Raw genomic sequence first — 23,464 nt, 5'->3', positions numbered from 1 at the left:
AAACGTACTGTTAAGTCAACAACTGAAACGTCAGCAGTAGGAACACGTAGCGACATACCTGTCAGTTTACCTTTCAATTCAGGAAGAACTAGACCTACAGCCTTAGCAGCACCTGTAGAAGAAGGGATAATGTTTTGGTAAGCTCCACGGCCACCTCTCCAGTCTTTTACAGAAGGACCATCTACAGTTTTTTGTGTAGCTGTTACAGCATGTACAGTAGTCATCAAACCTTCAATGATACCGAATTTGTCATTCAATACCTTAGCGATAGGCGCCAAACAGTTTGTTGTACAAGAAGCATTCGAAACGATATGTTGATCAGCTTTTAATTCTTTGTGGTTTACACCCATTACGAATGTTGGTGTATCATCTTTTGCCGGAGCTGACATCACAACTTTTTTCGCACCTGCATCAATGTGTTTTTGCGCTAACTCTTGTGTCAGGAAGAAACCTGTAGATTCGATGATTACTTCAGCACCTACTTCATTCCATTTCAAGTTTGCCGGATCTTTTTCAGCAGTCACACGGATTGTTTTGCCATTCACGACCAAGTTACCGTCTTTCACCTCTACAGTACCGTCAAATTTACCGTGAGTTGAATCGTATTTCAACATATAAGCCATGTAATCCGGCTCAACTAAGTCATTGATACCAACAATTTCAATTTCTGGACGATTGATAGCAGCTCTGAATGCTAAACGACCAATACGGCCAAATCCGTTAATTCCAATTTTCATATTCTTAATTTTTATTGATATAATATTTAATTAAATTATGTATCGGCTCCTTGACCACGGTGCCAATACTGATATTAAATTCATCTGTCGCTACCTCCCGGAGGATATTTTCATAATTGAATGCCACCGAACCCGTAAAATTCACATCACTATCCGGATATTCCTTCATTAATGGCTTAATATAGGTTTTAATGAAAATACGTAATCCATTTTTGATCAACTGATTGATAAAGAGATGCTCTTTGTTTTCAAGTACAAAATCCGTAAATGAATTTAAGAAGTTAGTAGGTTGCGGTGCAATATACACCTTCTCCAAAATACTTTTCTTATCCAGGGTAAACTCTTTTTCCAATTTTTCTTTCAGATCGAGCGGGAGGGTGTCTGTCATATAGTGTTTCAGCAACTGCTGACTATTCCAGTTTGTCGCCCCTTCATCCGCGAGGATATAGCCCAAGCCATAGTTGTTCTCTATGATTTTCTTCCCGGTATAATAAGCCGCATTCGATCCGCTTCCAATAATGCCTACAATGCCTTTTTCATCCCCGAAAGTTGAAATAGCCGAAGCAATGACATCGTGGTCTACCTTGACCCTTGCGTTGACAAAGAAACGTTCAAAGACATTTTTGATTTTATCTTTGCGTTCCTTGGAGGAAGAACCGGCACCAAAAAAATAAATACGCTTAATTTTTTCAGCGTTATTGATCAGATTGGTGTTTCTATTTAAATGCTGTAGTATGGACCGTTCATCCTGAAGATAGGGGTTGATACCATTCATGCGAAATCCGGTGGTTATCCGGCCTTTGTCAGCCAACCGCCAGTCTGAGAATCGAGATCCACTGTATACTACTGCTATCATAGTCTGCTTTGCTTTATATTATAAAATCTCAGCCATTTCCAATAGATCAGGGCTAAGTTTAATTTCCTTGTTGCTGATAGCCTCTTCAATCGGTGTAGTTTTGATTTCATTACCACGGAGCCCCACGGTGATGCGTGTATTGCCTGCTAAAATTTCATTCACGGCAGCAAACCCCAATCGACTGGCTAATACGCGGTCAAAACTCGTTGGAGATCCACCACGTTGTAAATGCCCTAATATACTAACTTTCGTGTCGTAATGATCAAATTTTTCCTTTACTTTTTTTGCAACATAGTATGCACCACCATTTTGGTCACCTTCAGCAACAATAACAATGGATGAGGATTTCTTTTTAATCGCACCATCTTCCAGGTGACGGATCAGATCATCAATAGCCGTCTCTTTCTCTGGAAGCAAGATGGCCTCTGCACCACCGGCAATTCCAGCGTTTAATGCGATACATCCCGAGTCTCTGCCCATGACCTCAACAAAGAAAAGACGCTCATGGGAGGCAGCCGTATCTCTGATTTTGTCAATGGCCTCGATAACGGTGTTATTGGCGGTATCATAACCAATAGTATAGTCAGATCCGTAAAGGTCGTTGTCAATTGTTCCGGGAATACCTACAATCGGAATCTCAAATTCTTTGGAGAAGAAATTCGCACCGGTAAAAGTTCCGTCACCACCAATCACCACCAAAGCATCAATTTCTGCTGCCTTCAAATTATCGTAAGCGATTTTTCGTCCTTCGGTTGTTTTAAACTCAAGACAACGCGCTGTTTTTAATATCGTACCACCGCGCTGTATGATGTTGCTCACTGAGCGGGTATCCATTTCTTTAAAATTTCCGTCAATCAGACCTTGATAACCCTGATAAATCCCGGTTACCTGGAGGCCCTTATGTAGCGCTGTACGGACAACAGCACGAATGCAGGCATTCATGCCGGGTGCGTCACCGCCAGATGTTAATACGCCTATTTTTTTAATTTCTTTTATCACACTCTATATTTTAGGTTTTACGAATATAAGATTTTTATAGTGTATATTCTACACTTTGAATAAATTTTTCATTATTTTTTTGCGCATCACGTTTAGGAAGCGTATAATTGTTACAGATAACCCGATGATTAGTAGCCGATAAATTTAGCTCAGTATATTGCACATAAATAAATTTAGAAGTTTTGTATAGTAATTTTACCGTAGACTGTGTCATATTAGGCTTTCATGAAGGAGAATTAAAAGTTCTTTTGGCTGAAAGAAATGAATATCCTTTTAAGGATTGGTGGGCATTGCCAGGCTTTTTCGTGGATAATGACGAAGAAATGGAAGATGCCGTAAAAAGAATTTTGTATGAAAATACAGGTTTGAAAGATGTATTTATGGATCAGTTACATTCTTTTGCGGGCCTCAAACGGCACCCAAAAGGACGTATTCTCACCGTAGCTTATTATGCCCTTGTTCAACTTGATAATACAAAATTAAAAACAAAGCCTGTTACAAATTACATGAAACAGGCAAAATGGTTTCCGGTGAGAAATGTTCCTGAATTGGCATTTGACCATAAGCAGATTTTGGACCTATGTCTGGAAAGATTGCAGCGTCGTCTGGCCTATAAACCGATCGCTTTTGAATTGTTACCTGAAAAATTCACCCTCACCCAGTTGCAATTGGTATACGAGGGAATATTAAATAAAACATTGGATAAACGCAATTTTAGAAAGAAAATGCAGAATTACGGTTTTCTAAAGGAGCTGGATGAAGTTCAGACCGGAGTTGCTTATCGGGCGGCCCGTCTGTACAAACTGGATAAAAGAAAATTCCTCAAACATTTTCAGAATACTGTAGCGTTTTAATAAAATCTGAGTTATTAAGGACAAGGCAAACTTCTAAAGTTTGCCTTTTTTGTTGTCAACTAAATATCAAATTATTATCGATTTCAAAATATATTTTGTGCGAGATGTTACTTTTTATATTTTTGAACAATTTCTGATAAAAGTCAGAAAGTAGAAAGGAGTTTTTTGAAGAATGGAAGATAGAAAAGACCAGATCATTGATGCTGCCATAAGACGCTTTATGCATTATGGATTTAGTAAGACAACAATGAATGAAATTGCAGAGGATATAAAAATCACCAAGGCGAATTTATATTATTATTACTCGGAGAAGAATGCGCTTATACGGGACGTTCTTATACGTTTGACAGATGAGTATAGAGCGGAGGAGGAAAAGTTGGTTGCTGCACATACAGGGACAACTTATGATCTGATCATGAAAATTTTAGAGATGCGGGATGCTTTTGTGCGCAAGTATTATATGTTGCACATGAACGAGAACCTGGAATGGATTAAAGGGCTTTCGATGCAGGATTTCTTTCAGTGTCTTCATAATCGTGATGTAAAGGCGCTCTATGAAATATTTAAGGTAGGCGCGGAGAAGGGTGAACTCAACGAAGAACATTTGTATGAAACAGCGGAAATCTATGTGGAACTGATGAAGAGTCTTTCCTTGATGTGCAATATTTCAGATATCATTTCTGGGATACCAAATCAGGATCGTTTTGATGAAGTGTTACAGAAACAAAAACTGGCTACGAAGCTGTTTTTTAATGGTATAAATAAAAAGTAGATATAAAATTAGGACAAATAAATTAGGAATGAAAACAATCAGAATACTAGCCAGCCTTTTATTAGGTACGATGGTTTTCCAAAGTCATGCACAACAGCAATTAAGCCTAAGTGATGCGATCAAATTTGCTCTGCAGAATAAAGCTGATGCAAAAAAAGCGACACTCGATGTGCAGAATGCGGAGCATAAGATCGCTGAGGTTAAATCGGGGGCATTGCCACAGATCAATTTTACAGGGGGAATAACGTATAATCCCATGATTCAAAAAGTTGCATTGCCCGGAGAGCTCGTCGGTCAGCCCGGAACAACGGTAATGGCCGCTTTCGGACAAAAATGGCAATCAACAAATTCGATAAGTTTGAATCAACAATTGTTTAATCAAACAGTATTTACCGGATTAAAGGCAGCGAAAACCACACGCGAATTTTACCTGATTAATAAAACATTGACAGATGAACAGTTAATTGAAAAAGTAGCTAATAGCTATTATGATGTTTATCAATCCAAATTACAATTAAAAACAGTTGATAATAACTTAGAAAGCACGACTAAAACAAGAGACGTGATCGATGGTCTATACAAGAATGGACTGGCCAAGAAAATTGACTTGGATCGTACAAATGTAGCAGTTACAAATTTAAAAGCATCTAGGCAGCAGTTGATTAATGCAGTTGAACTTAAAGAAAATGCACTTAAATTTGTTATCGGTATGTCCATGGATGAGCAGATCGTCATGCCAAGCTCAACCTTTGAGACGGTTGCGTTAAATGCCGTTTATAATCCAATTGATGTTTCCAATAGAACAGAGATTCAGGTGCTGGCGAAGCAAAATGACTTATTGGAGCTCAATAAAAAAGCCGAGATTTCAAAATACTATCCAACATTGTCACTGACTGCCAATTATGGACGTCAAGGCCTGGGGCCAGTATTTCCTATATTTTCAAAGGCTGAAGGTGTAAATTGGTCTAGTTTCTCGGGAATCGGCTTGAATTTATCCGTTCCTATTTTTAATGGCTTCTTGACAAAATCCAAGGTCCGTCAAGCTCAGATTGATATTGATAAGCTTCAGGTCGATATCGCAGATACAAAATTAGCTTTAAGTATGGCTGCGGAAAATTCCAAAGTGCAAATCAAGAATACACTTCTGACGATTGAGTCGAATCGCAAAAACGTGGATTTAGCCAAGTCCGTCTTGGAGGATACAAACAATAACTACAAGAATGGTTTGGCGACGTTAACAGATCTACTCGACGCAGAGAAAGCTTATGCTGATGCACAAAATAATTTAAATACCTCTTTGCTTGATTATAAAGTGGCGGAAGTTCAACTTATTAAAGCAAACGGCAATCTCAAATCACTAATTAACGAATAATTGACTAATACAATATGAAACGCGGAATTATTACCCTACTTATTATTGCTGCTGGTCTTGCAGGAATATTTTTTGTGTTAAATAAAAATAAAAAGAAGAACGAAGCTGAGACTGCTGAAGTCGCCAAAACTAATGCGTCTATTGCTGTTCGTATCGATACCGCAAGGGTCACTTCGATGGATTTGCGTTATACTGCGAATGGAACCTTTGCACCGAAGCAAGAAGTAACAGTCTCTGCAGAAACTGCCGGTAGAGTAGTTAAGGTATTGGTTGATGAAGGATCACGTGTGAGTGCCGGGCAAACATTGGCGATCATTGAAGGGGATAAGCTGAATGTAAATGTAGCGAATGCTCAGGCAGCCTTTACCAATGCCCAGGCCGACCTACATCGTTTTGAAAGCGCTTATTCTACGGGTGGCGTTACCAAACAGCAATTGGATCAGGTGAAATTACAATATGAAAATGCCAAAAATAATTTAAAGGCTTCAAAATTGAATGCAGGCGATGTAACCATCAAAACTTCTGTTTCAGGAGTGGTCAATGCACGTAAAATAGAACCCGGAACTTATTTAAATATTGGAGCTGCAGCATTCGATATCGTGAATGTAAGCACGTTAAAATTACGTGTCAATGTGGATGAGAAAAATGTGGCAACGTTAAAAATCGGTCAATCTGTGGATGTATCGGCAAGTGTTTATGCTGACCAAAGATTCACTGGTAAAGTGACATTTATCGCACCCAAATCAGACGGAAGCTTAAATTTCCCGGTAGAAATTGAAGTCAATAACTCATCCAATCAATTGCGTGCCGGTATGTATGGCACAGCGATGTTTGGCGAGGGTGTTGCCGGCAATACTTTGATCGTGCCCCGTAACGCATTTGTCGGTAGTGTGAGCGACAATAAAATATTCGTTCTTAAAAATGGTAAAGCAATCGAAACCAATGTGAAATCCGGAAGAAATTTCGGCGATTATATTGAAATTTTGGGCGGTCTGCAAAATGGTGATCAAGTGATTGTTTCGGGTCAAATCAATTTGTTTGATCAGAGCCCTGTTGAAATTATTAAATAATGTTTACTGAAAACCAGTAGCAAATGAAGTCGTGGTTTCATTACCATTAAAAACAAATAATTCTAATGAAAATTACCGAAATATCGATAAAACGTCCAAGTATAATTATCGTATTATTTATAATACTCACATTAGGCGGATTGTTTTCCTATACTCAATTAGGGTACGAGTTAGTCCCTAAATTTGAGATCAACGTCATCACGGTGCAGACGGTTTATCCTGGAGCATCCCCCGCTGAGGTGGAGAGCTCTGTCACCAAGAAAATTGAGGATGCTATTTCATCCTTGGAAAGCATCAAAAAAGTAGAATCGACCTCGCTTGAAGGGGTGTCGATCGTTATGATTACCCTTAACAATGGCGCTGACGTCAACTTTCTGCTTACTGATGCCCAGCGGAAGATCAATGCCGTCATAAACGACTTGCCTGACGATGTGGAGACACCCTCCCTGTCCAAGTTCTCGTTGGACGATGTAGCGATCATGAGTTTGGCTGTTACCTCAAACTTGTCCGAGAAAGAGTTATACGATCTCCTGGACAATAAAATCCAGCCTGTTTTTGCACGTATTAATGGGGTTGCAAAAGTAGACATGATTGGAGGTGAAGAACGTGAGATCCAAATTTCTGTGGATCCAAAGAAAATCGAAGGTTATGGATTGACAATCTCACAGGTGCAACAAACTGTAGCGGCATCAAATTTGGATTTTCCTACAGGTAACGTAAGCACACGTGATAATAGGACTACAATCCGGTTAGCCGGAAAGGTTACCTCAATTGAGGAGCTTCGTAACTTGCCGATTACAACTCCGGCAGGGGTTCAGATCTATTTACGTGATATTGCAGACGTTCAGGATGGTATCAAAGAAATTGAAAAAGTAGCTCGTTTGGACCGCCAGAATACTATTTTGCTGCAGGTCTTTAAACAATCGGATGCCAATGCAGTAGCTGTATCCGAAGCGGTAAAGAAAACCATTGCAGTACATGATAAAAATGGAAAGGTAATTAGCGGGGTTGAGAAAGATTATGCTGCGCAAAATATTAAAATTTTGGTCGCCAATGACTCTTCTGATTTTACCTTGAATGCAGCCGACAACGTAATCCATGATTTGATGATCGCAATTGCTTTAGTAGGTTTTATTATGTTGTTTTTCTTACAGAGTTTGCGAAATGCTGCAATTACAATGGTAGCGATTCCGCTGTCGTTGATTGCAACCTTCATTGGCTTACTTTTGATGGGCTATACGTTAAACTTGATGTCACTGTTGGGTTTATCCCTTGTGGTGGGTATCCTGGTGGATGATGCGATCGTTGTTATCGAGAATATTCACCGCCATATGGAGATGGGTAAAAACAAGGTGCGTGCGGCATTTGATGGTGCTTCCGAAATTGGATTCACCGTTACGGCGATTACGTTGGTTATCGTGGTAGTGTTCTTGCCAATTGCGATGTCTACAGGACTGGTTGCAAATATCCTGGCACAATTCTGTGTGACCGTAATTATCTCTACGATGTTATCTTTACTTGTGTCATTTACGGTAGTTCCTTGGTTGTACTCGCGTTTCGGAAAACTCGAACATTTGAGCAAAACATCTTTGTTTGGACGCATAATCCATGGATTTGAAAGTGGTTTGACTGCGTTTACGCATTGGGTATCCGGATTGTTGGTATGGTCTTTAAAAACACGATTGACTAAACTGGCTACGCTAGGACTAGCGATAGGACTTTTGATTGCTTCATTTTCATTGGTAGTGAAGGGCTATATCGGTTCGGATTTTTTCCCGGGTATCGACCGTAAGGAATTTTTTATCCAATTGGAACTCGATAAAGACGCTTCCTTGGAAAAAACAAACTTATTGACGCAAAAGGCGGAGGCTTATCTTAAATCCAAGCCAGACGTTAAAGAAATAATCACTACGGTCGGACAATCTTCGGACGGTATGGCTTCCACTACAGGATCTCGTTATAAATCCGAAATCCATGTTATTCTGGACAAGGAGAATTTTGAAGGAAATTCCCAGGTGTATTCTGCAACCTTAAAACGTGAATTGGAAAATAAACTGATTGGTGCCAAAGTCAAAACTGTGAACGTTGGTATTATGGGAGCAGAGCAGGCGCCGTTGAAGTTGACCATCATTGGTGCCTCTGTCGAAGACGCGCAAGAATTTGCGGAGAAAGCTGCCGACCAATTGCGCAAAATTCCGGGAGCTGCGGGAGTAAAATTGACCTCTGAGGCGGGTAACCCAGAGATTAATGTGAAAATTGATCGCAATAAAATGACATCCCTGGGCCTGAATGTGTCGACTGTCGGTATGACTATGCAAACTGCATTTTCGGGAAATACCGATAATAAATATAGGGCGGGGGATAACGAGTATGACATTAATATCCGTTACACCGAAAGTGGTCGTGCAAATATTGACAATGTGCGTGATTTGAAGTTTATTAACAATAAGGGGGCTTCGATTTCATTGGAGCAATTTGCTAACGTTACTTATGGTTCTGGCCCAACTTTGTTGGAACGCCGGGACAAATCGCCAGCGGTGTCCATTCAAGGACAGGCAATCGGTAGACCGATGGGTACAGTAGCTCAGGAATGGCAGGCGCAGTTTGAAAAACTACCGCGCAAACCAGGAATCGTATTTATCTGGGGTGGTAACATGGAAAATCAAACCGAAGGTTTTGGAACTTTGGGAATTGCCTTATTGGCATCTATTATCCTAGTATATTTGGTAATGGTTGCTTTATATGATAGTTTTATCACTCCATTCGTTGTCTTGTTCTCTATTCCATTGTCATTTATCGGGGCATTATTGTTCTTGGCTTTGGGAAATCAAACATTGAATATATTCACGATTTTGGGTATCATTATGTTGATCGGATTGGTAGCCAAGAATGCGATTATGCTGGTTGACTTTGCTAATCACCGTAAAGAAGCAGGAGATACCACCCACGATGCATTAGTTGCAGCGAACCATGCCCGCCTTCGTCCGATTTTGATGACGACAATCGCGATGGTATTCGGTATGATTCCTATAGCGATCGCCACAGGTGATGGTGCCGATATGAATAGAGGCTTGGCCATTGTAATCATTGGTGGTCTGTTGTCCTCTTTGTTCTTGACGCTAGTTGTCGTCCCAGTTGTCTATTCAATCTTCGATAGTTTGCAACGCCGTTTCGAAAAAAAGGAAAAGACTGATTATGAGGCGCTCATGGTAGAAAATTACGACCATGTTGATGTCGCAGAACATTAAACATATATCAATTTTACAAAGGAAAGGAGGCTAAGTCATTGGCCTCCTTTTTTTTGTATTAAATTTAGGTTAATCAATCGATTGCATAAATATTTTTTATTACATTGCGACCGCATTAACAAAATATATATATACTTAAAATTGAGACAAGCATGTGTGGAATTGTAGGATACACAGGTTACCGTCAGGCGTATGGTATCGTCATTGACGGATTGAAAAAATTAGAATACCGTGGTTATGACAGTGCAGGAGTCGCACTACACAAAGGTGAACATGTCGATGTTTACAAAAAGACAGGAAAAGTCGTGAATTTGGAAGAATTCGTTTACGGTCAGGATCTTCAGTCAACAACAGGAATAGGGCATACACGATGGGCCACCCATGGTGAACCTTCTGACCGAAATGCCCATCCACATTACTCAAACAGTGGACGCATCGCAATGATTCATAACGGTATCATTGAAAATTATGCATCTTTAAAATCAGAATTAATTAATAAAGGTTATCATTTTAAAAGTGATACGGATACAGAAGTACTCGTTAATTTTATCGAAGAAATCCAATTACAGAATGAGTGCCCTCTGGAAGAGGCAATTCGTATTGCTTTAAAAAGAGTCGTCGGTGCTTATGTGATCCTTGTCTTAGAAGCTGGTCATCCAGATCGGATTATTGCAGCCAGAAAGGGGAGCCCGTTGGTCATCGGAATAGGCAAAAACGAACACTTTCTAGGTTCAGACGCTTCGCCCATGTTGGCGTATACCAAAGAGGTTGTTTATATCAATGACTACGAACTGGCGATTATTACACCCGAAGAGTTGATTCTAAAGAATTTGGGGAATGAACGTATCACCCCGTATATCCAAAAGCTGGATCTGGAGTTATCGGCTATTGAAAAAGGTGGCTACGACCATTTTATGCTCAAGGAAATCTTCGAACAGCCGGATACCATCTACGATTCTATGCGTGGTCGTCTGGATCTGCAGGCGAAACAAATTATTCTTAGTGGAATCGAGAAGTATGCGAATGAGATCAGCAACACCAATCGGATTGTGATTGTGGCATGTGGTACAAGCTGGCATGCCGGATTAATTGCGGAATATGTCATTGAAGAATTATGCCGCATCAACGTTGAAGTGGAATATGCTTCTGAATTCCGCTACCGTAATCCAGTGATCCATCCGGGAGATGTTATTTTGGCCATTTCACAAAGTGGGGAGACTGCGGATACCTTAGTTGCGTTGGAGAATGCAAAAAAACAGGGCGCGATCATTCTGGGCGTAGTGAATGTGGTCGGCTCGTCCATAGCACGTCTTTCAGATGCAGGCGCTTATACGCATGCCGGACCTGAAATCGGCGTGGCAAGTACAAAGGCATTTACGGCGCAGCTCACTGTCCTCAACCTGATCGCATTAAAAATTGCGGCGTTAAAAGGAACTATTTCCGACGAGCGTTTTCTGAAACTGTCGGAAGAATTGCATGACGTTCCCGGGAAAGTACAGTGGATTTTGGATACACAAATCGAAAAGATTCAACAAATAGCAAAAAAATATAAAGACGCGAGGGATTTCTTGTTTCTTGGCAGGGGCTATAATTTCCCGGTTGCCCTGGAGGGTGCACTAAAGCTAAAAGAGATCTCTTATATTCATGCCGAAGGTTATCCGGCAGCGGAGATGAAACATGGCCCTATTGCTTTGGTCGATGAAAACTTGCCCGTTGTTTTCGTCGCAACCAAAGATGCTTATCATGAAAAAATTGTTTCCAATATCCAGGAGATAAAAGCCAGAAAAGGGAAGATTATTTCCGTAGTTACCAGAGGTGACGCCGTTTCCGAAAATCTGTCGGATGACTTTATGGAAATTCCAGAGGCAGATGAGGTTATTGCTCCTTTAATCTCTGTTGTTCCTTTGCAGTTATTGTCTTATTATATTGGTGTGGAGTTAGGCTTAGATGTTGACAAACCTCGTAATCTCGCCAAATCTGTCACAGTAGAATAGGAGGCGCATGAGTGTATTAAAGAAAATACCTTTGGAGCATTTGGGATATGATTTTATCCCAAATGAATTTCTCCATGAAGGGCAGGATGAGTACACCCTGCGTTTTCAGCAGAATCCACGTAATGATTACCGTGATCTCACGGCAATTGAGGTTCAGGAACTTATTGCTAATGGTAATTGGTCGAGTGACTGGTCTAAAGTGAAAGTTTCGGCGATCTTTGATCCCAAGCAGGTTCAGGGCTGCAAATTCTACGGCTTGGTACGTATCGGAAATTTAAGCCCTAGTTACCTCGAATATCGAAACCTGCAGCTTCCCATCGGTTTATATCATTCGACCATTATCAGTTCGGATTTTGGCGATGATGTAGCTGTACATCATATAGGTTATTTATCCTATTTTATTGTGGGGAATGAAGTGCTGTTAAGTCAGATCAAGGAGATGGAAACCGGTAGCACAGCCAAATTCGGAAATGGTATTCTGCGGGATGGTGAAGAATCCGATAAACGCATCCAATTGGAGCTTTGCAATGAAAATGGAGCGCGCTCGGTTTATCCTTTCGACGGCATGCAAGCCGCCGATGTTTACCTGTGGACGCGAAATCGCCATGATCGTATGCTACAGCATCGTTTTGAAGAACTGACGGACCAAAAATTTGGTACACAACGTGGTTATTATAGTCAGATAGGGGATCGTTGTGTCATTAAAAATACATTCACAATCAAAAATGTGAAGATTGGTACCGATGCTTATATTAAAGGAGTAAGCAAGTTGAAAAATGTGACCGTCAATTCTTCCCCGGAATCCTATACGCAAATTGGTGAGGGTTGTGAGTTGGTCAATGGTATCATTGGTTACGGTTGCCGTATATTCTACGGGGTAAAGGCGGTACGTTTTATTTTAGCCTCTTACTCGCAGCTGAAATATGGTGCACGATTGATCAATTCTTATCTCGGCGATAATTCGACGATATCCTGTTGTGAAGTGCTTAATTCCCTGATCTTTCCGGCGCATGAGCAACATCATAATAATTCTTTTCTGTGCGCAGCATTGGTGATGGGGCAAAGCAATATGGCTGCCGGGGCGACAGTGGGGTCGAACCACAATTCCCGAGCTGCTGACGGAGAGATTATTGCAGGACGTGGCTTTTGGCCTGGATTGTGTGTAAGTCTTAAGCATAATTCGAGATTCGCCTCTTATTGCTTGATCGTCAAAGGTGATTTTCTGCACGAGCTGGATATTCAGCTGCCCTTCACGTTAGTGAGCAATGATGTGCAGCATGATCGGCTTTCGCTTATTCCGGGATATTGGTTTATGTATAATATGTATGCACTGGTGCGTAATGCCAATAAGTATGAAGCCCGGGACAATAGGCATTTTAAAAATCAATATTTTGAGTACGATATGTTGGCCCCTGATACTGTCAATGAGATGTTTGGCGGAATGGAAACACTTGCTTTTGCTGTGTCGGAAAGCCTTCAACACGAAGGGAATAAGACACGGGAGGAACATATTTTAGCCGGGCGTACCTTACTTGTCAACAATATTGATCTAAAAGATAAGACTATTGTTTTATCCGGAGCTGAAAATTCGCGCAGACCGACAGTGATTCAAAAAGTAGGTGAAGCTTATCATCTCTATCGTTCATTTATCAAGTATTATGGTGTACTGCACCTAATGGATGCACTGGAGGAAGGACGATCAATCGATGAAATCATTGCTAGCCTTGCCGGTGAAAAACGGACAAATTGGGAAAATATCGGTGGACAGCTTATCGAAAGTACTGCATTGCAGGCTTTTCTGAATGATATCAAATCCAAAAAGATAGACTCCTGGGATGATATTCATGAGTTTTATCATGAACGTAGCAAGGAGTATCTATTGGATAAGCGAAAGCATGCCTTATTGTCTCTGATTGAAATTCTGACTTTGGAAGGTGTGGAAATATCCGCAGATAAAATTGTATCTTTGTTGGATGAGGCTTTGAAGCACCGAATCTGGATAGGCGAGCAGATCTATAAATCCCGTGCGAAAGATTACAAAAATCCGTTCAAGAATATGGTATATGCCAATGATGAAGAGCGTGATATAGTTGTCGGGAAGTTAACAGAAAATTCTTTTATCAATCAACAGCAAAAAGAATTAGAGATATTTAAAATAAGGGTTGCAAATTTGAAAGGGCAATTTTAAAAAGAAAGGCTTCCGCTCGGAGGCCTTTTCTGTTATCTTTAATACCTGTTTTTTATCGGGAGTCAAATGGTGACCTGACCTATCGAAAACAGCTGGAGCTGAATAATTTATCCTGCGTCATGTATTTTATCCAATGGTTTACGTTTATTCTCTTTGATATGCTTAAAATGACTAGGGGTCAGTCCGGTAACCTTTTTGAATTGATTGCTTAAATAAGCAACGCTGGAATAGTTCAACTGATAGGCGATTTCGCTTAGTGTCAATTCATCATAGACCAAAAGCTCCTTGACATATTCAATCTTTTGGCTAATGAAATATTTTTCGATCGTCATGCCTTCAACATCCGAAAATAAATTCGAAATATAATTGTAATCATGGTAAATCTGATTACTTATTATTTCCGATAAATTAAGATTGGTATTGTTATGTTGGTTGCGGATTAAGTCCAGGACCAAATGTTTGACCTGCTCAATCAATACCGTTCTTTTGTCATCGATGAGTTCAAAACCGAGGGCGGAGAAGTTTTCGGCTAGCTGAGCCGATTGTTCCCGGTTTAATGTCTCTTCAATTTCGACCTGTCCTAAAGAAATATGTTTAATGTGAAGATTAAGCTTGGCCAATTCGTTTTCGACGACCATGATGCATCTATTGCATACCATATTCTTTATTGCGAGTTTCATCCGATTTTTTTTAATACAAGTTACAAATCCAAACCCAAAAATCGCAAATTAATCGGACATTTCTGTTGTAAGATTTAGGTGATATGTTGTAGCTTTTTGGTGCCTTCTGCCGAGCCATCCATACAGCCTGTCTAGCCGATGGAACTGCCATGCAGATCAACGTTAGGGATTAATCGCAATAGGGGTACCGATGGGAACGGCCTGATAAAGTTCATCAATTTCTGTGTTGGTTAACGCCATGCAGCCGAATGTCCAGTCTGTCCAACGTTGTAATTTCCCGATAAAACCCATTCCATTTCTTAAGCCATGGATTTTGATGTCACCACCCGCGGTTTTGCCCAAAGATCTGGCATAGGCGATATTCTGATCATTCGGATACGAAATCCCTAGGTTCTTGTGATATCCACTGTACTGATTTTTATCGTTGATATAATATAATCCTTCCGGTGTCTTTAAATCACCTTCGATTTTTTTAGCTCCAATCGGCTCTCCGCCCAGCGATATTCGGTAGGATTTGAGCAATTTGCCTTGCGCATAAGCTAATAGGATTCGTTTGGATTTATAGACCACAAGTTTGTCAACCACCGCATTTTTTGGTAAGCGGGGTTCAGGATAAAGGTTATAGACGGTAATCCCAAGAATCAATAGGAGGAATACCGTAGTAATGATTTTTAGCCAGTTGTGGCGATTTTTATTTCGTTTCATAAGAATCGCTGTTATCTAAATGGAACGGTTAGCATACATGGAAAACCCGGATTTATATCAATAGCCATAGCGAGGTGCCTTATGAGCAATCTGCTATGGCTATCTAAATTATTCAGTGATCTATTAAAATTCACGGTCGACATCCTTGTCTCCGCGGCCAGACAGATTAACGATAGCAAGTTTGTTTTTATCTTTCAATAGTTTGACCGCTAGGGCAACCGCATGTGAAGACTCGATTGCCGGGATGATTCCTTCTAATTTGGAAAGCAATTTATAGGCGGCGATCGCTTCGTCGTCCGTAACCGGATAATAGTTGGCCCGATTGCTGTCTTTTAAAGCGGCATGCTGTGGCGAGATGCCTGGGTAATCCAGTCCAGCTGATACGGATGTGGATGGGATCGGATTGCCTGTATCGTCAACAAGGCAGTAGGAATAGGTGCCCTGAAATACGGTCGGTTTACCAAACGATAGGGTAGCGGCTGTTTTAGGGTAGGCACCCGAGCCGCCGCCTTCACCGCCATTGATCTCAACTTCCTGATCATCCAGAAAACCTGAAAATAATCCAATGGCATTTGATCCACCGCCTACACAGGCAAAGATACTGTCTGGAAGGCGTCCTTCCTGTTCAAGAATTTGTTGTCGGGCTTCTTTGCCGATCACACTCTGAAAATAGCCCACCATTTTAGGATAGGGATGCGGTCCGACATGTGAACCAAGAAGATAATACGATGTTGGGTTTTCGACATAATACATCAACGCGGCGTCAACAGCATCTTTAAGTGTTCGGCTTCCTAGATTTGTTGTGACAACCTCAGCACCCAACAACTCCATCCGTTTCACATTCAAGGCTTGACGGGCGGCATCAATTTCGCCCATAAAGACCTTGCAGGGAATATTTAAGAGAGCAGCGGCAGTCGCGGTTGCAACTCCATGCTGACCAGCTCCGGTTTCGGCAATAATTTCCGTCGCGCCCATTTGTTTCGCCAACAAGATCTGACCGATACAATTGTTGATTTTGTGCGAACCGGTATGATTCAGGTCTTCCCGCTTTAAGTAGATCCTGGATCCTACATATTCACTCAGATTCTTTGCAAAATACAAAGGTGAGGGACGTCCTACATAGTGTTTGAGGATGGAGATGAATTCTTTTTGGAATTCTTCTTTCTGAACATGGCTGTCAAAAAAATCGGCTAATTTGTTTAACTGATTTTCCAGGACAGGTGGGATATAAGATCCACCATACTCACCATATTTACCATTGTATTGAAGCATGTTTTCGTTCGCTTCGACGGATGCGCACTTTTCTAGACTCATTTTAGGCTTAAGTTTCTTGTTGTAAATTGTTGTAAAAATTTTGCACTTTAAAGAAGCCTAAATATAGTAATCTTTGGAGTCTTTGAAAAAAAACAAGGTGATTTTGTTTATGAATCGAATTTAGCTTATTGTATTTGACTTATTTTTATCGCATATACAGTCCATGTGATTAGCGCTAATTGAGGAGTATTCACTCTTGATAGCAGAATAATTCGGGGCTGCTTCGCATCAGAAGGCAGGTGCCAGCAATATGGAAGCGGGATGGGTTTATGGTAAATGCGTGATAGACTCGGACTTACCACGGACTCATGTCGGATTTACTGCGGATTCATCGCGGTTAGAGGGCGGAGCATGGTAGGGACAGGCGGCTACCGCGGTCGAACAGAAGCTGAAGTATAACGATAAAAAAAGGCATCTTTCGTAAGAAAGATGCCGGCTATATATTGACGTTGCGAACTGTCTCAGATCGCCCTGTATTTTAAGCTTTTGGTTTTCGGAAGATAAAATAGAAACCGACCAAAATAAAAGGTATACTCAAAAGCTGTCCCATATTGAGCAACATGCTTTGTTCAAAGGCTTCTTGATCAATTTTAAAATGCTCCAACACCATCCGCGCACCAAATAATAAAACCATAAAAATACCGAACAATTTTCCTTTTTGACGATTCGGGTTCGATTTGAATAAGGAGCCGATAATAATAAAGATGATAATATAGGCAATGGCCTCATAGAGCTGGCCCGGATGGCGGGGGATATTGTCGTGTCGTTCAAAAATTATTGCCCAGGGCAAATCTGTAGGTGTCCCTACGATTTCCGAATTGAAAAAATTACCAATCCGGATCAACGCGCCGGCGATAGGTACCACCACTACCAATCGGTCCGCCAACCATAAAAAGTCAGTCTTTGTCTTGCGGCAGAAGAGGTAGAGAGCAACAAGGATACCAATGGCTCCACCATGGGAGGCCAATCCTGCAAAACCAGTCACCTGGAATCCGTTTTTATCCCATTTGAAAGGGAGGAAAATTTCCAGGATATGGTCTTTATAATAGTCAAAATCGTAGAATAGGCAATGACCAAGTCGTGCGCCGATCAGTGTGCCGAGGAAGATATAGATGGAGAGCTGATCCAGTTGCTCTTGCGTGCGGCCTTCTTTTTTGAAAATGCGCAACATAATAACATAGGACACAAAGAAAGCGAGGAGCCAACATAAGGCGTAATAGCGTAGGGCAAATGCGCCAAAGTTGAACATCTCAGGATCTACATTCCAATGTATTGCACTTAGTATTGAATTCATATTTTTTTATGTCTGTTTAAATTACTAAGGTAAAGATAAGGTTTAATCTTATTTTTCAATAAAATGAAAGTGAAATGTAAAAGGAATATTCCAAAAAACATTTTTACTTTTGCATTTCATTGAAATTTTCATATTTTGACGAAAGTAAATAGAAAAGGAAAAGATGGCTGAAAAGAATAAGAAAAAAGAACCGAAAACGACAGCAGTCGTAACAAAAGATTCGCTTTCATTTTTTGAAAAATATATAAACAATGCTTCACCCACAGGTTTTGAATGGGACGGTCAACGTTTATGGCTGGACTATCTGAAGCCCTATGTGGACGAAACTTTTGTTGATAATTATGGCACAGCGGTTGGCGTAATCAATCCAAAGGCTGCTTATAAAGTGGTGATCGAGGCCCATGCTGATGAAATCTCCTGGTTTGTCAATTACATTACAAAAGATGGATTGATATACGTGGTACGCAATGGTGGTTCGGATCATCAGATCGCACCTTCCAAACGGGTGAACATCCATACGGAAAAAGGCATTGTGAAGGCGGTATTTGGCTGGCCTGCCATTCATACACGTTCGGGCGAGAAAGAAGAAAATCCTTCCCTAAAAAATATCTTTTTGGATTGTGGATGCAGTTCCAAAGAGGAGGTGGAAGCTTTAGGTGTACACGTAGGCAGTGTGATTACCTACGAAGATACCTTTTCGATCCTGAACGACCGTTATTATATCGGACGTGCCCTGGACAATCGTGCCGGTGGCTTTATGATTGCTGAGGTCGCTCGTCTGCTGAAAGAGAATAAAAAGAAATTGCCGTTTGGATTATATATCGTAAATTCGGTGCAGGAAGAGATTGGTTTGCGCGGCGCTGAAATGATTGCAGATCGCATTAAGCCGAATGTTGCCATTGTGACTGATGTGACGCATGATACCCAAACGCCGATGATCAACAAGATCACACAAGGAGATTTATTTTCCGGAAAAGGGCCGGTATTGTCTTATGCTCCGGCGGTTCAGGTCAACTTGAATAAGCTGTTGGTGAAAGTTGCCGAGGAAAATAATATTCCATTCCAACGTCAGGCATGTTCACGTTATACAGGAACAGATACCGACGCTTTTGCCTACAGCAATGGCGGCGTTCCCTCTGCCCTGATTTCCTTGCCACTACGTTATATGCATACGACGGTTGAAATGGTGCACAAAGAGGATGTCGACAATGTGATCCGTTTGATCTATCAGACGTTGTTGAATATCGAGGATGGACAGGACTTTAGAACATTTACAAAATAGAATTTAGGATTATATTAACTTATCATTTAGAATTATTATGGAAAATAACCAAAATCAAAACGAATTGAGCATCGAGTTGACAGAAGAAGTAGCAGAAGGAATCTACTCAAATCTTGCGATTATCACTCACTCTAATACAGAATTTGTGGTTGACTTTATCCGTGTGATGCCAGGAGTGCCAAAAGCAAAAGTGAAATCAAGAATCGTTTTGACTCCAGAGCACGCAAAACGCTTGTTAGGTGCATTGGTTGATAACGTGAATCGTTTCGAAGCTTTGAACGGTCCGATTAAAATGGATGTAGGTGTTGCTGAACAACCTCAACAAGGTGGTGACCCAACTGTAGCATTTCCTTTCGGAACTCCTCAAGGTCAAGCATAGTCAATAGCATAATCTATCGATAATTAAGGTGCCAATAAAACAATTGGCACCTTTTTTTGTCTCCATTTGTGGTTACTGGGCTACCTTGGTATTTGGGCTTGGGCCCGACTTTTGCTATTTTTAGAGAAACTTATTTCAAAAGGAGATTTATATGGATATTCAAGTGCGCAACTTGACAAAGAAGGATTATGTTGATTTGAAGAAATCAATGGAACAAGCTTATGATGGTGTAGGGGATACCTGGTCAAAGGAAAATATTCAGGATCTGATCGAGATATTTCCCGAAGGACAATTGTGCGTGGAGATCGATGGGCATGTGGTTGCCTGTGCGCTGTCCATTATCCTCAATTCCAAAAAGAATAACATCTATGATAGTTATTATGATATTATTGATGACGGTAAATTCAGCAAACATAGCGATGACGGAGATACCTTGTATGGTATCGAAGTATTCGTCCATCCAGAACATCGTGCATTGCGATTGGGCCGGCGCCTCTATGATGCACGTAAGGAACTGTGCGAGCAGATGAACTTAAAATGTATCGTTGCCGGCGGACGGATTCCCAATTACCATAATTATGCGGACAAGATGAGTCCGAGAGTCTATATTGAGAAGGTAAAACGCAAGGAGATTTATGATCCTACATTGACGTTTCAGCTTTCAAATGACTTTCATGTCAAAAAGGTGCTGAAACATTATCTACCGGAAGATGCCGAGTCGATGGAATTTGCCACTTTGCTGGAATGGAATAATATTTATTACGAATCGGAAACCCGGTCGATCTCAACGACCAAACAGACGATCCGTCTGGGATTGGTGCAGTGGCAGATGCGTTTATTCGATAATATCGAAGCGTTCTATGACCAGATCGAATTCTTTGTGGATACGGTAAGCGACTACGGAACAGACTTTATTATGTTTCCCGAGTTCTTTAACACGCCATTAATGAGTCCATATAACGACCTTCCCGAGCGATTGGCAATGGAAAGGCTGGCGCGGCATACTTCCGAAATTATTGATCGGATCCAGCAATTTGCGGTTTCCTATAACGTGAATATTATTGCAGGCTCTATGCCACTGATGGAGAATAAGAAACTCTATAATGTTTCTTACCTATGCCATCGTAATGGTAAGCTGGATGAATTCAAGAAAATTCATATTACGCCAAATGAATTTAAATACTATGGTATGGTTGGTGGAAGTGAGGTGAAGGTATTCGATACGGATTGTGGTAAGGTCGGCCTACTGATTTGTTATGATGTGGAGTTTCCGGAATTGAGCCGTATTTTGGCTGATCAGGGCATGCAGATCCTATTTGTGCCTTTTATGACCGATACGCAAAATGGTTATATTAGGGTCAGGACTTGTGCACAGGCCCGTGCCATTGAAAACGAATGTTATGTGGCCATAGCAGGGTCTGTCGGCAACTTGCCACGTGTCAACAACATGGATATCCAATATTCGCAATCTGCAGTCTTTACACCATCGGATTTTGCCTTTCCAAATAATGCCATCAAGGCCGAAGCGACTCCAAATGCCGAGATGGTGCTGATTGCCGATGTGGACCTGTATGCTTTGCGGGACCTGCATGAATATGGCACGGTAAAAGTTAAAAAAGATCGACGCAAGGATTTATACGAAGTAAAACTTTTGAAATAATTGGCTGGTATTTTTGAAGAGCTTCAAAATATGCTTAGCTTTAATTATATTCTTAATCTAATAAAGTATGATACAAAAAGTCAAATGGGGAACGCTCTCTGTCGTCTTAATGATGTTGTCATGTCAGTCCAACAAGAGCAAGGAGAATCCGCAAGAGGTCAGAACCAATTTTTTTGATGTTTCTGGCATGGATACAACGGTCAGTCCCGGTGATAACTTTTTCCAATATGCGAATGGCGCATGGATGAAAAATACCCAGATACCTGCTTCTGAAACCGGTTGGGGGTCGTTCTATATTCTGGCAGATGAAAATTTGCAGAAATTGAAAATGGTGCTGGAAAATGCGGCTCAGTCCAACAGCAAAAAAGGTTCGGATCAACAGAAAGCCGGCGATTTCTATGCGAGCGGTATGGATACGGTGACCATTGATAAACTTGGTGCCAAGCCTATAGAGGGGACTATCCAAAAAATCAACGCATTGAAAAATATCGATGAATTAATCGCTTATGCGGCTGATGGATTCAAAGAGGGGGATGGAGACCTGTTTAGTTTTTATGTAGCTGCCGATGATCGAATCAGCACTAAAAATGCACTGCAGTTTTTTCAGGGCGGGTTGAATCTACCCGAAGCTAGCTATTATTTGGATCAGGATGACAAAGCCAGAAAAATCAGGGAAGCTTATCTCGCTTATCTGATTAAATTGTTTGGGTTGATCGGCGAGGGAGCAAATGCTCAAAAATCTGCCGAAGAAGTACTCAAACTGGAAACAGAAATCGCAAAGTCCCATCTGACTCCTGTTGAGTTGCGGGATCCGATTAAAAATTATAATAAGTTTGCGGTTCAGGATTTCCAGAAACAAACCCCAAATTTGAACTGGAAAGATATTCTCGGCCGTTTGGAGGTGAAGACCGACACGATTTTGGTGCAGCAACCTAAGTTCTATCTAGCGTTAAACAATCTGTTAAAATCGCAACCTGTAGAGGTTTGGAAAACAAAGTTAAAAGCGGATTTGGCAAATGCTTCTGCGACTGCGCTGAGCAAAGAATTTCGCGATGCAAAATTCGAACTATTTGGCAAAACCCTCAATGGGCAGAAGCAACAGAAAGAACGCTGGAAATTGATGGTCAGCTCAGCTGACGAAAACCTGGGTGAGATTGTTGGCAAGCTCTATGTGGATGACTATTTTAAGCCTGAAGCAAAGCAGCGCATGATGGAGTTGGTCGATAATTTGCAAAAGGTCTACAAGACAAGAATTGAAAAATTGGACTGGATGACACCGGAAACCAAGAAAAAAGCAATCGAAAAATTGGAAGCTTTTGTTAAAAAGATCGGTTATCCTGAAAAATGGAAAGATTATAGCGATGTAGAAGTTGCAAAAGATACCTATTATGCGAATTTACAATCTTCGGCCAAGCATGCTTATAAGGAGATGGTCGGTAAAATAGGCAAACCTGTTGACAAAAAAGAGTGGCTGATGACTACGCCGACGGTCAATGCGTACTATAATCCGCCATACAACGAGATTGTATTCCCTGCAGGAATTCTACAGTTTCCATTCTTTGATGCCAATGCGGATGATGCGATCAATTATGGTGCTATTGGTGCTGTCATAGGTCATGAGATGACCCATGGTTTTGATGACCAAGGGAGACAGTATGATAAGGCTGGTAACCTCAACGACTGGTGGACACCTGTGGATGCCAAACAGTTTACCGAACGTGCAAATCAGGTTGCGAAATTGTATGGAAGCTTCACCTTATTGGATAATCAACATGTCAATGGAGAATTGACCTTAGGAGAGAATCTGGCTGATATCGGCGGTTTGAACATTGCTTACGATGCGTTTAAACTGACCAAACAAGGGCAGGGGAATGAGAAGATCGATGGTTTTACAGGGGATCAGCGTTTCTTTTTAAGTTTTGCACAGGTATGGCGGGTCAAAAGCAGCGACGAGCGCATGCGTTTACGATTGAAGGTCGACCCACATAGTCCAGAGCAATTCCGTGTGAACGGCCCTGTCTATAATATGGAAGCATTTTATAAAGCATTTAATGTACAGC

The 23,464-nt window shown here is 41.1% G+C and carries 18 protein-coding genes; 11 read left to right on the top strand and 7 right to left on the bottom strand.

The window, feature by feature from the left end; genetic code table 11:
• From B4G94_RS22830 to pfkA, 3 genes are all read right to left on the bottom strand, one after another.
• Positions 1–737, bottom strand: a 737-nt coding sequence (locus B4G94_RS22830) for a type I glyceraldehyde-3-phosphate dehydrogenase (protein WP_286862213.1), incomplete at its 3' end; no start/stop codon positions are given.
• A gap of 4 nt (positions 738–741) precedes the next feature.
• On the bottom strand, positions 742–1,593 hold the full coding sequence (locus tag B4G94_RS22825; protein ID WP_104382338.1) for a hypothetical protein: 852 nt from the start codon (positions 1,591–1,593) through the stop codon (positions 742–744).
• A gap of 18 nt (positions 1,594–1,611) precedes the next feature.
• Positions 1,612–2,589 (bottom strand): 6-phosphofructokinase, encoded by a 978-nt coding sequence (pfkA, locus tag B4G94_RS22820; RefSeq protein WP_371412046.1) that lies wholly within the window; start codon positions 2,587–2,589, stop codon positions 1,612–1,614.
• Between the two features lie 185 nt (positions 2,590–2,774).
• On the opposite strand from pfkA, the gene B4G94_RS22815 reads away from it, so the two are divergent.
• From B4G94_RS22815 to B4G94_RS22785, 7 genes are all read left to right on the top strand, one after another.
• Positions 2,775–3,446 carry an NUDIX hydrolase gene (locus B4G94_RS22815; protein ID WP_077434873.1) on the top strand — a complete coding sequence of 224 codons (672 nt, stop codon included), beginning with the start codon at positions 2,775–2,777 and terminating at the stop codon, positions 3,444–3,446.
• Between the two features lie 172 nt (positions 3,447–3,618).
• Entirely contained in the window at positions 3,619–4,218 is a 600-nt protein-coding gene (locus tag B4G94_RS22810) for a TetR/AcrR family transcriptional regulator (protein WP_108632016.1), read from the top strand.
• 28 nt (positions 4,219–4,246) lie between these two features.
• Entirely contained in the window at positions 4,247–5,590 is a 1,344-nt protein-coding gene (locus tag B4G94_RS22805) for a TolC family protein (RefSeq protein ID WP_108632015.1), read from the top strand.
• Between the two features lie 14 nt (positions 5,591–5,604).
• Complete coding sequence (locus B4G94_RS22800; protein ID WP_286862210.1) at positions 5,605–6,660, top strand: efflux RND transporter periplasmic adaptor subunit; 1,056 nt, start codon at positions 5,605–5,607, stop codon at positions 6,658–6,660.
• A gap of 65 nt (positions 6,661–6,725) precedes the next feature.
• Positions 6,726–9,908, top strand: a complete 3,183-nt coding sequence (locus B4G94_RS22795) for an efflux RND transporter permease subunit (RefSeq protein WP_286862208.1) — start codon at positions 6,726–6,728, stop codon at positions 9,906–9,908.
• A gap of 152 nt (positions 9,909–10,060) precedes the next feature.
• The gene (glmS, locus tag B4G94_RS22790) at positions 10,061–11,902 is read left to right on the top strand and encodes a glutamine--fructose-6-phosphate transaminase (isomerizing) (RefSeq protein ID WP_165306582.1); all 1,842 of its coding nucleotides are present in this window, start codon (positions 10,061–10,063) and stop codon (positions 11,900–11,902) included.
• Positions 11,903–11,909: 7 nt separating this feature from the next.
• Positions 11,910–14,090, top strand: a complete 2,181-nt coding sequence (locus B4G94_RS22785) for a DUF4954 family protein (protein ID WP_286862205.1) — start codon at positions 11,910–11,912, stop codon at positions 14,088–14,090.
• Between the two features lie 107 nt (positions 14,091–14,197).
• Here B4G94_RS22785 and B4G94_RS22780 read toward each other — a convergent pair whose 3' ends face one another.
• From B4G94_RS22780 to lgt, 4 genes are all read right to left on the bottom strand, one after another.
• Positions 14,198–14,770, bottom strand: a complete 573-nt coding sequence (locus B4G94_RS22780) for a helix-turn-helix domain-containing protein (protein ID WP_165306584.1) — start codon at positions 14,768–14,770, stop codon at positions 14,198–14,200.
• 162 nt (positions 14,771–14,932) lie between these two features.
• The gene (locus B4G94_RS22775; protein WP_286862203.1) at positions 14,933–15,475 is read right to left on the bottom strand and encodes a L,D-transpeptidase family protein; all 543 of its coding nucleotides are present in this window, start codon (positions 15,473–15,475) and stop codon (positions 14,933–14,935) included.
• A gap of 123 nt (positions 15,476–15,598) precedes the next feature.
• Positions 15,599–16,789 (bottom strand): tryptophan synthase subunit beta, encoded by a 1,191-nt coding sequence (trpB, locus tag B4G94_RS22770; RefSeq protein WP_286862201.1) that lies wholly within the window; start codon positions 16,787–16,789, stop codon positions 15,599–15,601.
• Between the two features lie 478 nt (positions 16,790–17,267).
• Positions 17,268–18,083: a prolipoprotein diacylglyceryl transferase gene (gene lgt, locus B4G94_RS22765; protein ID WP_286862199.1), complete on the bottom strand. Its 816-nt coding sequence runs from the start codon at positions 18,081–18,083 to the stop codon at positions 17,268–17,270.
• A 163-nt stretch (positions 18,084–18,246) separates the two neighbouring features.
• Here lgt and B4G94_RS22760 point away from each other — a divergent pair, with 163 nt between their 5' ends.
• From B4G94_RS22760 to B4G94_RS22745, 4 genes are all read left to right on the top strand, one after another.
• Positions 18,247–19,365, top strand: coding sequence for a M42 family metallopeptidase (locus B4G94_RS22760; protein ID WP_286862197.1), 1,119 nt, complete (start codon positions 18,247–18,249; stop codon positions 19,363–19,365).
• 37 nt (positions 19,366–19,402) lie between these two features.
• Positions 19,403–19,744, top strand: coding sequence for a DUF3467 domain-containing protein (locus tag B4G94_RS22755; RefSeq protein ID WP_104382326.1), 342 nt, complete (start codon positions 19,403–19,405; stop codon positions 19,742–19,744).
• A gap of 151 nt (positions 19,745–19,895) precedes the next feature.
• Positions 19,896–21,404 carry a carbon-nitrogen hydrolase family protein gene (locus B4G94_RS22750; protein ID WP_121121925.1) on the top strand — a complete coding sequence of 503 codons (1,509 nt, stop codon included), beginning with the start codon at positions 19,896–19,898 and terminating at the stop codon, positions 21,402–21,404.
• Between the two features lie 67 nt (positions 21,405–21,471).
• A partial coding sequence (locus B4G94_RS22745; protein WP_286862195.1) for a M13 family metallopeptidase occupies positions 21,472–23,464 on the top strand: 1,993 nt, incomplete at its 3' end.

The sequence above is a fragment of the Sphingobacterium sp. UBA7625 genome, from assembly GCF_002484085.1.
Classification (GTDB): Bacteria; Bacteroidota; Bacteroidia; order Sphingobacteriales; family Sphingobacteriaceae; genus Sphingobacterium; species Sphingobacterium athyrii.
This window is presented reverse-complemented; position numbering and strand designations above follow the sequence as displayed.

What these genes read in the sequence shown, in the direction of transcription:
- B4G94_RS22825 (WP_104382338.1), bottom strand. Translation starts at nt 1,593, where the DNA reads ATGATAGCAGTAGTATACAGTGGATCTCGATTCTCAGACTGGCGGTTG.
- B4G94_RS22810 (WP_108632016.1), top strand. Translation starts at nt 3,619, where the DNA reads ATGGAAGATAGAAAAGACCAGATCATTGATGCTGCCATAAGACGCTTT.
- B4G94_RS22805 (WP_108632015.1), top strand. Translation starts at nt 4,247, where the DNA reads ATGAAAACAATCAGAATACTAGCCAGCCTTTTATTAGGTACGATGGTT.
- B4G94_RS22800 (WP_286862210.1), top strand. Translation starts at nt 5,605, where the DNA reads ATGAAACGCGGAATTATTACCCTACTTATTATTGCTGCTGGTCTTGCA.
- B4G94_RS22795 (WP_286862208.1), top strand. Translation starts at nt 6,726, where the DNA reads ATGAAAATTACCGAAATATCGATAAAACGTCCAAGTATAATTATCGTA.
- glmS (WP_165306582.1), top strand. Translation starts at nt 10,061, where the DNA reads ATGTGTGGAATTGTAGGATACACAGGTTACCGTCAGGCGTATGGTATC.
- B4G94_RS22785 (WP_286862205.1), top strand. Translation starts at nt 11,910, where the DNA reads ATGAGTGTATTAAAGAAAATACCTTTGGAGCATTTGGGATATGATTTT.
- B4G94_RS22780 (WP_165306584.1), bottom strand. Translation starts at nt 14,770, where the DNA reads ATGAAACTCGCAATAAAGAATATGGTATGCAATAGATGCATCATGGTC.
- B4G94_RS22775 (WP_286862203.1), bottom strand. Translation starts at nt 15,475, where the DNA reads ATGAAACGAAATAAAAATCGCCACAACTGGCTAAAAATCATTACTACG.
- trpB (WP_286862201.1), bottom strand. Translation starts at nt 16,789, where the DNA reads ATGAGTCTAGAAAAGTGCGCATCCGTCGAAGCGAACGAAAACATGCTT.
- lgt (WP_286862199.1), bottom strand. Translation starts at nt 18,083, where the DNA reads ATGAATTCAATACTAAGTGCAATACATTGGAATGTAGATCCTGAGATG.
- B4G94_RS22760 (WP_286862197.1), top strand. Translation starts at nt 18,247, where the DNA reads ATGGCTGAAAAGAATAAGAAAAAAGAACCGAAAACGACAGCAGTCGTA.
- B4G94_RS22755 (WP_104382326.1), top strand. Translation starts at nt 19,403, where the DNA reads ATGGAAAATAACCAAAATCAAAACGAATTGAGCATCGAGTTGACAGAA.
- B4G94_RS22750 (WP_121121925.1), top strand. Translation starts at nt 19,896, where the DNA reads ATGGATATTCAAGTGCGCAACTTGACAAAGAAGGATTATGTTGATTTG.